Genomic DNA, 11,824 nt, shown 5'->3' on the forward strand with positions numbered 1-11,824 from the left:
CCGCGTTGATGTCAGCTATAGCGGCCTGGTCGGCGTCGGTGAGGGCGCCTCCGTCTTCCCGGGCCACCACGATCAGAGCGGTGGATTCCTGGGCGTCGGGAAATTCCTCCAGGAGTTCATTAACCTGGGTCGTCTGGTACTCCTCGTCCAGGCCGCCCACTGTGGATGCCTCGTTTTCCTGTGCCGGCAAAGCAAAGAGGCCAATGACGACCGCAAGGCTCAGCAGCAGCGTGATCCAGGCCGCTTTGGCCGATTTCACAATCCCTGCGTTCATGTCTGCTCCTGGTGCAATAAAGTATCTCCTCGAAAAAGTATCTCACTTATAGAGATACTTCAACATAGAGTTACGATATGAGGGTGGAGCACAATGATCTGCGGCGGAATATCGTCAAAGGGATCCGCGGCATGGCCTTGGACGGCCAGCGTGTCGCGGACACTTTTGCGCACCGTGAAGGCCTCAATGCAACCGACATGCGGGCACTCACGCTGATCATGGAGGCTGAAACACGACAGGAACCCCTCACGGCCGGCAGGCTCAGCACCCTGCTGGGCACCTCCACGGGAGCGACGACGGCGGTCATCGACCGTCTGGAGCGGATTGGGCATATCCACCGCAACCGCGGCCATGCCGACCGAAGAAAGGTCACTCTGCACTTCGAGCCGCTCGCCATGAAGCTGGCGGCGGCCTATTTCGGCCCCCTGGGAGCCCTCACCGATGATGTCATGAGCCGGTATTCCACTGAGGAACTCGAAACGGTGCTCCGGTTCATGGGCGACATGCGCGAAGCCTATGCTGCCCATCAAGAGGCGCTTGCCTCGCCCCGCACCACCCCGGGCTCGGTCCCGGAACAACACGCACCGTAACGGGTGCCGCACGCGGACCGCAGAAACAGGTAAGCTGATAACCGCCTGCCGGCCAATCCGGCGGCACGCCCTCGTAGCTCAGTAGGATAGAGCGGCCCTCTCCTAAAGGGCAGGTCGTCGGTTCGATTCCGGCCGGGGGCACCACAATCACTGCGGTCCGGCGCTCGTCGGGTTAGCCGCGGACCGCGTCCTCGTCCGAGACCGTCTCCACAGCGAACTGCGTGCCGTGCAGTTCCGCGTACCGGCCGCCCAGCTGCAGAAGTTCAGCGTGGGTTCCCTGCTCGGCGATGCGTCCGCCCTCCACGACAAGGATTCTGTCCGCGTTGCGGATCGTGGAAAGCCGGTGCGCAATGACGACGGCGGTCCGTCCTTCCAGCGCTTCCCCCAGTGCTGCCTGCACGGCTGCTTCCGAGGTGGAATCCAGTGCCGCAGTCGCTTCATCGAGTATGACGATGCGCGGCTGGGCCAGCAGCAGCCGGGCGATGGTCATCCGCTGGCGTTCTCCCCGGAGAGCCGGTAACCCCGCTCCCCCACCATGGTGTCCAGGCCGTCGGGCAGGGACCGGATCAGATCCTCCAGCCTGGCGCGCCGCAGCGCATCCCAGACCTGCTCCTCGCTGGCCCCGGGATTGGCCAGCAGCAGGTTGGAGCGAATGCTCTCATGGAACAGGTGCCCGTCCTGGGTCACCATACCCAGGGCCTGCCGCATGGCGCTGAAGCTGACGTCGCGGACGTCGGTGCCGGAAAAGCGCACCGCTCCGGAATCGACGTCGTACAGCCGGGAGAGCAGTTGGGCAATCGTGGATTTTCCCGCACCCGAGGTCCCGACCAGGGCCACGGTCTGGCCGGGTTCCACCCGGAACGAAATTCCGTGCAGCACTTCCTCGCCGCCGCGCGAATCCAGCACCGCGACATCCTCCAGCGACGCCAGCGACACCTTGTCCGCGGTCGGATACGCGAACCGGACGTCGTCGAACTCCACTCCCAGCGGGCCCTGCGGCACCGGCACCGGGTGTTCCTTCTCCCTGATCAGCGGTTGCAGGTCGAGAATTTCGAAGACCCGTTCAAAGCTCACCACGGCACTCATGATTTCCACCCGTGCGTTCGCCAGTGAGGTCAGCGGAGCGTACAGCCGGGTCAGCAGCAGGGCCAGGGTGACGACGTCGCCGGTGTTCAGGCTTCCGTTGAGGGCCAGATAGCCGCCCAGCCCGTACACCAGGGCCAGGGCGAGGGCCGAAACCAGCGTCAGCGCCGTGACGAACACGGCCTGCATCATGGCCATCTTCACGCCAATGTCGCGCACCCTGGCCGCACGGACGGTAAACTCTTCCGACTCCTGCTCGGGCCGGCCGAACAGCTTGACCAGAGTCGCGCCGGGCGCGGAGAACCGCTCGGTCATTTGTGTGCCCATGGAGGCATTGTGGTTGGCGGCCTCCCGCCGCAGCGCCGCCAGTTTCCCGCCCATCCGGCGGGCGGGGATGAGGAAGACCGGCAGGAGCAGCATGGCCAGGACGGTCACCTGCCAGGACGTGTTCAGCATGACGATCAGGGTCAGGACCAGCGCGACGACGTTGCTCACCACACCTGAGAGGGTTCCGCTGAAGGCCTGCTGCGCACCAATGACGTCGTTGTTGAGCCGGCTGACCAGCGCTCCGGTCCGGGTGCGCGTAAAGAACGCGATGGGCATTTTCTGCACGTGGTCAAACACTGCCGTGCGCAGGTCCAGGATGATCTGCTCCCCAATCCGGGAGGAGAACCAGCGCACAGCCAGCGACACTGCGGCATCGGCAACGGCGACGGCGGCAATCAGCAGCGCCAGCCGGATGACCGTCCCCGCGGCCGAACCGGCGACGATGGCATTAACGACCTCACCGGCCAGGACCGGAGTGGCCACGGCCAGGAAGGCCCCCACCGTGGACAGCAGCACGAATCCGATCAGCTGCTTCTTGTAAGGCGCGGCGAACATGATGATCCGCCGGAGCGTTTCCCGGGAAATCCTGTTCTCGCCGCCCCTGGCCGTGGAGATCTTGTGAAGGGAACTCCAGGCTGCGCCTTCCATGCTCATATTGCCGCCTCCGTTGTATGCAGTCTTTAGTTTAAGCCTCGGCACCGACACTCCATTCCCGCCGAACCTCTCTGCCTCCGTCGAAGCGGCGGGGCGCACCGCCGGGGCGCACCGCCGGGACGGACTCCCGCCGGGAAACAGCACCGGAATCTCAGTCCGGTGTGCCCGGCCCCACATGCAGACCGGAGCCGCTGGTACACTTCCATTCGCCGCACCCGCCCGGGCCGCCGGCATTCAAGGAGAGGTTTCCATGCCCACGGCGCTTCAACCACTGGAAGCTGCGTCCGGCGACGCCGATATGCAGTTTGCCCTTGTGGGGGTGCGCACCGCGGAGCTGAGGGCCGCCGCGGACACCGTTCTGCGGGCGGCGGGCCTGCGGACGCTGCATGTGGAGGACGAAACGGCAGCCATCAAGCTCATCCGGGATCACGACGTCGTCCTGGGTGTGGTGGATTCGGCAATGCTGCGCTCCGCGCTGCCGGAGCAGCTGCGCCGGCTGCGGCAGGAACCTTCCGTCGCCGGCCTCCCGGTGATCCTTTTGTCCGGGAACCAGGACCTGGATGTCGAGGCAATGGTCCAGGTCAACATTACCGACTTCGTTGCGGGCCAGGTACAGGAAACGGATTTGGCCGGCCGGGTGGCCCTGGTCCTCGCCCGCAGCCGGGCGACCCGGAGCCGCAAAGTGGCCGCCGCCAGGCTCCGGGATGACACCCGGGCGATTTCCGCGGCGCTGCGCGGCACCAATGATCCCGAACGCATGGCGGCCCTCGTGGTGCGCGGTCTCGGTGACACGTTCAACGCATGCCATGTCCGGATGGAGACGTTTCCCGGGGACCGCGTCCCCCAGCTGGTGGCCGTCTGGAACCGGTCCGCGCCGGCGGGCGGTCTCCTGCCGATCCCGCTCGAAGAGGCCCAGTGCCTGTGTTCGTCGCTCTGGGAGCGGGAAACCGTGCTGCGGGTGGATGACCACCGCGGCCCCGCTGACCCGGAGGCGCGGATCCTGGCCGCCGCAGGCCCCGCCGAACTCAGTACCTCCGTCTTCGCGCCGCTGGCGCACGGCGACCAGGTCCTCGGCTATATCTGGATCGCCGGCACAACAGGGACGCGGCACTGGACCGGGACCGAACTTTCCCTGATCCAACATGTCTGCGGAAACCTCGCCCACGGTCTGGTGCAGGGACACCTCATCACGGCGCAGCGGGAAGTGCTGTCCCGGCTGCGGGAACTGGACAAGGCCAAAACGGATTTCGTGGCCACCGTAAACCATGAGCTGCGGACGCCGCTGACCTCAATTACCGGGTACCTTGAGCTGATGCTTGACGGTTCCGCCGGTGACGTTCCTCCACACATGGTGCAGATGCTGAACATTGTGGGACGCAACGCAGCGCGGCTGAACCAGCTGATTTCAGACCTGCTGACCATTTCCCGCAGCGACGCCCGGACCAGTCTTGCCGTCGAGGAAATCGATGTGGCCGCCCTGCTGGGAACGGTGGCGGCCGCCCTGGCACCGGCCGCGGCAGCAAACGGAATCACGGTGCAGCTGAGTCCGGTGACGGCACCGCTCCTCGTCGAAGGGGACAAGGCGCAGCTGGAGCAGGTCTTCACGAACCTGCTCTCCAACGCGGTGAAATTCACGGCCCGCGGAGGGACGGTGAGGGTGCTTACCGATGCGGTCACCACGGATTCCGGCCCGCAGATCCGGATCCGGATTGCGGACACCGGCATCGGAATCCCGGAGGCGGACATCCCGAAGCTGTTCCGGCGGTTCTTCCGCGCATCCAACGCCACGGCGGCGGCGATTCCCGGTACGGGGCTCGGCCTGGCAATCGTGCAGGACATCGTCCTGCAGCACGGCGGCGAACTGGACATCGACTCCGTGATGGGCCGGGGCACCACGGTCACCGTCCAGGTTCCGGCGCGGCGCTAGCCGGATCTCCGCCGCAGCGCGTTCACACGGAAATCCGCTCCGGAAACGCATAGCAGTTCAAGGTCGTGCCGCGGCTGAAGCCCACCAGGGTCATTCCGGCGTCGGCGGCCAGCTCCACCGACAGTGACGACGGTGCGCTGACTGCGGCCAGTACCGGGATTCCGGCCAGCTGGGCTTTTTGCACCAGCTCGAAGGAAGCCCGTCCGGAGACCTGCAGAACGGTTCCGCGCAGCGGAAGCCTGCCGGACCGCAGAGCCCAGCCCACCACTTTATCCACGGCGTTGTGCCGGCCAACGTCTTCACGCAGGCACAGCAGCTCGCCATCGGCAGTGAACAGCCCTGCGGCGTGGACTCCGCCGGTCCGGTCAAAGACCGCCTGGTTCCCGCGGAGCTGTTCCGGCAGCGCCGCCAGCACCGAAAGAGGGACCCGCACGTCGTCAGCGCCGAGGGAGAAGTGGGAGGACTTCCGCACCGCTTCGATGGATGCCGTTCCACAGATGCCGCACGAGCTCGAGGTGTAGACGTGCCGCTCCATGGAGGTGTCGGGAAGCGCCGTCCCGGGCCGCAGCTGCACGTCCACCACGTTGAAGGTCTGCTGCCCGGAATCGTCGACGCCCGCACAGTAGCGCAGGCTGATCAGCTGCCCCGCTTCCCAAATGATGCCCTCGGAGACCAGGAACCCGGCGACGAGGTCAAAGTCGTCGCCGGGAGTCCTCATGGTGACGGTGAAGGAGCGGCCGCCGATGCGAATCTCCAGCGGCTCCTCGCCGGCCAGCACGTCTTCACGCTTGGTGACTGTTCCGTCCGTCCGGAATTTCGTAATCCGTCCGCGCCGGGTGACCCGTCCCATTTCCGTCTCCTTAACTGCCTGCCGGTTCAACTGCCTGCCGGTTCGCTTGCCGGTTCCGCTTTAGGCCCAGGCCCCATCTAAACGCAGCGCTTGGGCCTGCACCATCCCCCGCGGGCTTAGTGTGCCGGAGGTTCGTTTACGGTCCAGGGCAGCGGCAGCGCCGTGACCGCTTCGTCCTTGGTGCATCCGGCTTCAGGAATCACCATGATGGCGTCCGCGTCCGCGATACCGCGCAGCATGCCCGAACGGAAGTAGGTCGAGGGTACGGCCCGCCCGTTTGCGATCCGGCACGGCACCAACCGGGTCCGTCCGGGAAGCGGTTCGATGTCCACTCCCGCCAGGACATGCCGCTCCGGGGACAGCGGCGCCCCGCGCAGCCCGTCCAACAGCGGAGACAGCACGGTGAACACCGCCATCATGGCCGCGAGCGGATTGCCGGGCAGGGCTACGAGCAGCCGGCCGTCGGGAAGGCGCGCCAGCATGGTCGGATGTCCCGGGCGCATAGCGATGCCGTTGATGAGCATTTCCGCGTCCATGTCTTCCAGCGCCTGACGCAGATGGTCGGCCTCGGACCGGCCGGTGCCGCCGGTGGTGATGAGGACGTCCCCGGAAGACATGGCAATGGACGTTTCATCCGTCGCATCGGTGCTCAGGGCCGCCACCACGTCCTCATAGCGGTCGGAAAGGCGCCTGACAACGTCCATGCGTCCACCGAGCATGGTCACCAGCTGCGGCAGCTGCGGCCCAAAGGTGTCCCGCACCTGGCCGGACTCCGGCAACCCGTACTCGATGACTTCATCGCCGGTGAGCAGCAGGGACACACGGGGCGCACGGAGCACCGGCAGGGTGTCGTGCCCGCACACCGCGGCCAGGGCGATATGTGCCGGATTCAGCAGTGTGCCGCGCCGGATCGTCACTTCCCCGGCCGCGGCTTCTTCCCCCGCGGGGCGAATGTGCTCCCCGGTCCGGGGTTCGTCACTGCGGGCAGAACTACTGGGGGAAAGCACCGGGCTCTCCCTTCAGAGAGCTCCCCGCTCTCGGAGCGCAGCACGCTGTCGGCCCCGGCGGGAATCACACCGCCGGTCAGGATGGCGACTGCCTGGCCCGGCTGCAGCGGAAGGCGGCCGGACTCCTTGTGAATCTGCCACCGCTCCGTTTGCGGCTCCTGCTGTGACACCAGCTGCCAGGGCGCAGGACCGGCCACGGCCCAGCCGTCCATCGCGGACGAGGCATAGTGCGGGACCGGCTGCAGCGCGGTGGCGTCCTCGGCCAGGACCTGGCCCAGCGCCTCGGCCAGGGGCACCGTTTCGTAGGGCAGCGGGCGGCCGGCCGAGAAGCCAGGCTGCGCGCCTGGGCCCAGGGAGAGTTGGGCTGCAGCGGCAGTATCACGGGAGTGGAATTGTCAGTTGTCATTGGGGTCTCCGGTTTCGCCGTAGTTCCTGCATTCGCGTGAGGCCACGCGCATCGCTGCGCCCATGGCGACGGCGTCGTCTGCCTGGCCGCTGCCTGCCGCCAGTCCGGCTGCAAATCCGGCTACGAAAGTAGTCAGCGGAGCAGCGGGCCGGACCACTGAATGTGCCGCATCTGAGGCCAGCTTGAGCACTGCCCCGACATCCACCGCCGTTCCTTCCAGCTCCAAGGCGGTCAGCAGCCTGCCGCACCACGCCTCGAGTTGTTCTTCCTGGCTTGCCATTTCATGCTCCTCTGCTGGCTTTCCCACGCGCCGCTGCGGGCCTTACCTGTCTTGGGGCGGGCCGGGTTCCACCGACCACCGCCGGGCGTCGTCCCAGGTGTCAACATCCGCTGTGCTGTGGGCTGGCACCGCAACGTCCCTCCACTGCACCCTAGCAAGGAGCCTCTTCATCGAAAGATTTTCCAAACCCGCAGGCCTGTCGTACTGTTCCACTGCATCCCGGAGGTCAGCGCTTCGGTACAGTGCGGCCAGCGGCTGTGCCCGGCCTGACCCGTCAACTGCCAGCAGGGACCGGACCGGCCGGCCGGGTGCCGCGGGACCGGCGGAACCGTCCGACCCGGCTGCCGCCAACAGTGCCGTAACGGCCGCGGAGACGAACGGCATGTCGCAGGCCAGCACCAGAGTCCACTCCGGCGGGATCCGCCGGTGCGCAGCATCATGTGCCGCCAGTGCGGCCCATGCCGCTGCCACCCCTGCCGCCGGTCCGGAGAACGGCGGGTCCTCCCGCACCAGCAGGGCTCCGGCGCCGGCATCTCCGAGAGCCGCAGCCAGGCTTTCCGGTCCCGCGACAGCCACCGTGGATGCAGCCGCCGCAGCGGTGAGCGTAATGTCAAGCAGAGTACGGCCGGACGACCGGAACAGCGCTTTCGGTGTTCCGCCCAGGCGTGAGGACCGCCCGCCGGCCAGGATAATGGCATTAAAGCCGGGGACGCTGCGGCAGGGCGGCACTGCCCGGGGCGCAGGCATCAGGCGGCTGTGCCGGCGTCAAGGAACTGGTTCCACTGGGGTGCCGGACGCTCAAGTTCCCGGATCTGCCACCGTGCCCCGCGCGGCGGCTGGGGCAGGAACCGCAGCTGCCATCCGAGTTGGCTGAGGGTTCTGTCACCCTTGGCATTGTTGCAGCGCAGGCAGCATGCGACCATATTCTCCCAGCTGTCCGCTCCGCCCCGTGATTTCGGAAGGACGTGGTCCACCGTCGAGGCCGCCTTTCCACAGTAGGCGCACTGGTGGCTGTCGCGGCGCAGGACCCCGCGCCGGGTGGCTGCGGTACCTTCCCGAAAGGGGATTTTTACATACCGGTGCAGCAGGATCACGGACGGGCGCGGCAGAATCTCGGTGGGGCCAACCACCGGGTCGCCGCTCTCCGCGACGACGCTGGCCTTGCCCGAGAGCACCAGCACCAGGGCCCGGCGGAAGCTCACAACCGCCAGCGGCTCGTAGCCAGCATTCAACACGAGAGTGCGCATGCACGTTCCTCTTCGCATGCCGGTCCGCCGGAGGAACAGCCCGGGAGCACCCCGCCGGCGGAGGAGGACGATACTTCGAATGATAGAGAAAGAGTATGCCCCGATCCGGATCTTGGCCATTTCCGGTGGCAGCGCCGGGTTCGAACAGCTCAAGGGTTCTTCCCGAAGGAAGAACCCTTGACGGCCGGGGTGAACCGGCTGTACAGCTGGTGGCCCGGCGCCTAGCCGACCCGGATGTACACTCCTCCGGAGCCCAGCTCGGCCGGTGCAACGACGGTGGAATTGCCGTTGAATCCGCCGTGGATGGCCTGGCCGTTGCCGATGTAAACGGCTATGTGGGCCATGCCCATGCCGCCGTCGGCGTAGTAGATCAGGTCGCCGGGAACGGCCTGCGACGCGCTCACGGTGCTGCCCAGCGACAGGTACCCTGCGGGCCAGTCGTGGAAGCTGATGCCGGCTGCAGCAAGCGAGTTCGTGGCCAGCATGGTGCAGTCCTGCGATACGCCGAGCTGTGCGTAGGCTGCCGCGGCGATGATGGCTGCGGTCCCCGACGCTGCGGCGGGGGCTTCCTGCTGGACGGCAGCGGATGCCGTGGACGCCGCGGGAGCCGCGGTTTCCGAGGCCGGAGCCGTGGTCTGCGCTGCGGCGTCCAGCCCGGCACTGTTCTGCGCCTGGACCGCGATCTGCGGCGCCGCTTCCGGGGCTTGGATGACGCCGGCGGCTGCCGGACGGTCGAAGTTCACCGTGGCGGTTTCGGGAACGGTCAGCGGTGCGGCGGCGGACAGATCGAGGGTGCTGGTCTGGACGTCGCGCACCGGTTCGGTTCCGGAGGCGTTGGCGGCGACGCCGGTGCTCAGGACGAGTCCCGAGGCGGCGACGACGACAGCTGCCTGGCGGCCGACGGTTCCGGCGTTGGCCGTGACGGCCTGGGCCAGGGCAGTCAGGGGCGCGGTGCGTTCTACCGGCGCCCGGTGGCGGGCGCGCTCAATTGATGATGACATGCGGGGGCGGTCTCCGTTATCTGGCAGCTGGACTTAGCTGACGCGGACGAAGCTGGCTCCGCCGAGGTAGGAGAGCGGGTGCAGCACGGTGTTCATGCCGTCGAAGCCGCCGCTGATGACCTGGCCGTTGCCCACATAGATGGCGACGTGGCCGGCGGTGATGACGAGGTCGCCGGGCTGGGGCGAGCCAACAACAGAGCCGTACGCGTAGAACTGTCCCGGTGCGAGGTCGCCAACGGACTTGCCGACGGAACGCAGTGCCTTCTCGACCATGGCGGTGCAGTCCTGGGCAACGCCGATCTGGCTGTAGGCGGAGGCCACGAGGGCGGCACCTACGCCGCTGGCCACGGGGGCCGGAGCGGGAGCGGGTGCGGCCGGTGCCGGTGCCGGCGTAGTGGCTGCGGGCGCTGCGGCCGGTGCGGTGTAAGCGTTGGTGCTCACGGCGGCCTGCTGGGTCTGCACGGCTGCGGCCTGCTGGGCCTGGGCCTGCTGGGCCTGGGCCTGCTGGGCCTGGGCAGCTGCCTCTTCCTGTGCAACTGCGGCGGCGGCGGCAGCAGCTTCTTCGGCCGCAACCTGTGCGCGGTAGTCGGCGCCGGAAACCGAGGAAACGGACTCAAGCGTTGCCAGTTCGAACGGTGCCTGCGCCGAAACGGACACGGCACCCGTGGAGGTGACCGCACTCAGCGGAGTGGCTTCGAGGGCCTGGCGGTCGGTGTTGACGGCGGCCTGGGCGGGCAGGCCCGCTGCGAGGACGAGGCCGGAAGCGGCGACGACGACGGCGGCCTGGCGGCCAAGGGTTCCAGCGTTGGAAGTAACGGCCCGGGACAGTGCTGAAATTGGGCTCGTCTGAGTGGTGGCCGCGCGACGGCGGCCGTGAGCTACTGATGACACAAGTTTGCCTCTCCCAATGCCTGCGAGGTGAGCTGTCGGATTCGGATGGGAGTCACCCGGCTGCTGGACCGTTGGGCCCGTGCAACTTAACCCCTAGGGCTTCTTGCGAAGCCCGAATGTGGTTCCCCCGCCTCTGCCATGCGATGTAGCGAACGGATCTCAAACAGTGGCAGAGCTCGGCGATCTGTTCGAGAGTGCCCGATCTTTGGCCGATCAGGCACGAGGACGAGCGTACAACATGATTTGCTTAATGTCACGTTCCGGTCACGGAATGATTATCCTGCGGTCACAACCAGCCGAGCGGATCGACAACTTCGCCGTTAACCATGACCTCAAAGTGCAGGTGGCAGCCCGTGGAGGCACCCGTTGTGCCGCTGGCACCCACCAGGTCTCCGCGCTCCACAGAGGCCCCCACGCCGACTGCGAGGTTGGACATGTGGTTGTAGGTGGTTTCCACGCCGTTGCCGTGGTCCACGACCACCCGGTTCCCGCCGCCGCCGTCGTGCCAGCCGGCAAACGTCACGGTGCCGGATGCGGCAGCCGTGACAGCGGTGCCGCATGCTGCGGCAAAGTCCTGGCCGCGGTGCAGTTCGCCGGCACTGCCGGTGATGGGGCTGACGCGGTAACCGAAGCCCGATGTCTGGACCAGGTCGGCGGCCAGCGGAGTGGCGAGGGTGCCCCTCGCGGCACCCGCGGCAATCTCCGTGCCCGACGCCACGACGACCTGGCGCAGCTTGGCGTCCGGGTCGAACTTGCTGGTCAGGGCCGCCCGCTCGAAGTCAACGCTGGCGTTGGGATCAGCGGAAACCACTGCTTCCTCAACTGCTGCGGGCTGCATCTCCTGGACGGGCTCGCTGACTGCGGCCGTGGTGGGCAGCGCCACGGTAAGGATTAAGCCGGAGGTCGCTGCGGTGATGGCGACCTTCTGGGCTGCATCACCGATGGAGCCCGATGTGGTTTCAGCCCGGCGCCGGCCGGACGGCTGGCCGTTCCGGGGGCGTGCGGCAGGAGCCGGAGCTGACGCGCGGCGCCTGCCCGGGGCAGCATGCTTCGACAAGATATACCTCTCTCATATGCCTGCGAAGTTAGCTGTCGGATTCGAGTAGAGAAAAACTCGGCCCCGCACTCGGCACAGGCTGCGGCTACGCAGCAGTGTGTGCTGATGCTGGAGGCTTCACCCCAAGGCAGCCGCAGCTGCCAGTTGATGGGTCCTCCGCCCCTGCCTGAACGGTCTGTAGTTCCGGGCCAGTGGCAGGGTTCGGCGGAAGACCCGGATAACGGTGCTAT

Annotated in this window: 11 protein-coding genes, 1 tRNA gene, 1 pseudogene and 2 riboswitches; of the genes and pseudogenes, 3 read left to right on the top strand and 10 right to left on the bottom strand. The window is 67.1% G+C overall.

Features of this window, described 5'->3' with window-relative positions:
• Positions 1 to 351 precede the first annotated feature (351 nt).
• On the top strand, positions 352 to 864 hold the full coding sequence (locus tag OL239_RS17645; RefSeq protein ID WP_268909984.1) for a MarR family winged helix-turn-helix transcriptional regulator: 513 nt from the start codon (positions 352 to 354) through the stop codon (positions 862 to 864).
• 67 nt (positions 865 to 931) lie between these two features.
• Positions 932 to 1,008: transfer RNA gene (locus tag OL239_RS17650), tRNA-Arg, on the top strand.
• A 28-nt stretch (positions 1,009 to 1,036) separates the two neighbouring features.
• Here the strand turns inward: OL239_RS17650 and OL239_RS17655 are convergent.
• Positions 1,037 to 2,928, bottom strand: a pseudogene (locus OL239_RS17655) (ABC transporter ATP-binding protein).
• 250 nt (positions 2,929 to 3,178) lie between these two features.
• Between OL239_RS17655 and OL239_RS17660 the strand changes: the two are divergent.
• Entirely contained in the window at positions 3,179 to 4,855 is a 1,677-nt protein-coding gene (locus OL239_RS17660; RefSeq protein WP_268909985.1) for a sensor histidine kinase, read from the top strand.
• A 22-nt stretch (positions 4,856 to 4,877) separates the two neighbouring features.
• Here OL239_RS17660 and fdhD read toward each other — a convergent pair whose 3' ends face one another.
• From fdhD to OL239_RS17705, 9 genes are all read right to left on the bottom strand, one after another.
• Entirely contained in the window at positions 4,878 to 5,705 is an 828-nt protein-coding gene (gene fdhD, locus OL239_RS17665; RefSeq protein WP_268909986.1) for a formate dehydrogenase accessory sulfurtransferase FdhD, read from the bottom strand.
• Between the two features lie 116 nt (positions 5,706 to 5,821).
• Positions 5,822 to 6,712, bottom strand: a complete 891-nt coding sequence (locus OL239_RS17670) for a molybdopterin molybdotransferase MoeA (protein ID WP_329609287.1) — start codon at positions 6,710 to 6,712, stop codon at positions 5,822 to 5,824.
• Complete coding sequence (locus OL239_RS17675; protein WP_268909988.1) at positions 6,619 to 7,008, bottom strand: hypothetical protein; 390 nt, start codon at positions 7,006 to 7,008, stop codon at positions 6,619 to 6,621. Before OL239_RS17675 ends, OL239_RS17670 begins: the two co-directional genes overlap by 94 nt.
• A gap of 99 nt (positions 7,009 to 7,107) precedes the next feature.
• Positions 7,108 to 7,398 (bottom strand): DUF6457 domain-containing protein, encoded by a 291-nt coding sequence (locus OL239_RS17680; protein ID WP_268909989.1) that lies wholly within the window; start codon positions 7,396 to 7,398, stop codon positions 7,108 to 7,110.
• Positions 7,399 to 7,440: 42 nt separating this feature from the next.
• A complete protein-coding gene (mobA, locus tag OL239_RS17685; RefSeq protein WP_268909990.1) occupies positions 7,441 to 8,145 on the bottom strand; it encodes a molybdenum cofactor guanylyltransferase in 705 nt (234 codons plus the stop codon).
• Positions 8,145 to 8,645 carry an HNH endonuclease gene (locus tag OL239_RS17690; RefSeq protein ID WP_268909991.1) on the bottom strand — a complete coding sequence of 167 codons (501 nt, stop codon included), beginning with the start codon at positions 8,643 to 8,645 and terminating at the stop codon, positions 8,145 to 8,147. The genes mobA and OL239_RS17690 overlap by 1 nt, the downstream gene beginning before the upstream one ends.
• A gap of 221 nt (positions 8,646 to 8,866) precedes the next feature.
• Positions 8,867 to 9,646 carry an NlpC/P60 family protein gene (locus OL239_RS17695; RefSeq protein WP_268909992.1) on the bottom strand — a complete coding sequence of 260 codons (780 nt, stop codon included), beginning with the start codon at positions 9,644 to 9,646 and terminating at the stop codon, positions 8,867 to 8,869.
• Between the two features lie 33 nt (positions 9,647 to 9,679).
• Positions 9,680 to 10,537 carry an NlpC/P60 family protein gene (locus OL239_RS17700; RefSeq protein WP_268909993.1) on the bottom strand — a complete coding sequence of 286 codons (858 nt, stop codon included), beginning with the start codon at positions 10,535 to 10,537 and terminating at the stop codon, positions 9,680 to 9,682.
• Positions 10,538 to 10,540: 3 nt separating this feature from the next.
• A riboswitch (cyclic di-AMP (ydaO/yuaA leader) is annotated at positions 10,541 to 10,698 on the bottom strand.
• A 125-nt stretch (positions 10,699 to 10,823) separates the two neighbouring features.
• A complete protein-coding gene (locus OL239_RS17705) occupies positions 10,824 to 11,594 on the bottom strand; it encodes a M23 family metallopeptidase (RefSeq protein WP_268909994.1) in 771 nt (256 codons plus the stop codon).
• A 2-nt stretch (positions 11,595 to 11,596) separates the two neighbouring features.
• A riboswitch (cyclic di-AMP (ydaO/yuaA leader) is annotated at positions 11,597 to 11,811 on the bottom strand.
• Positions 11,812 to 11,824: the final 13 nt, after the last annotated feature.

Source organism: Arthrobacter sp. ATA002 (genome assembly GCF_026898095.1).
In the GTDB taxonomy this organism is placed as follows: domain Bacteria; phylum Actinomycetota; class Actinomycetes; order Actinomycetales; family Micrococcaceae; genus Arthrobacter_B.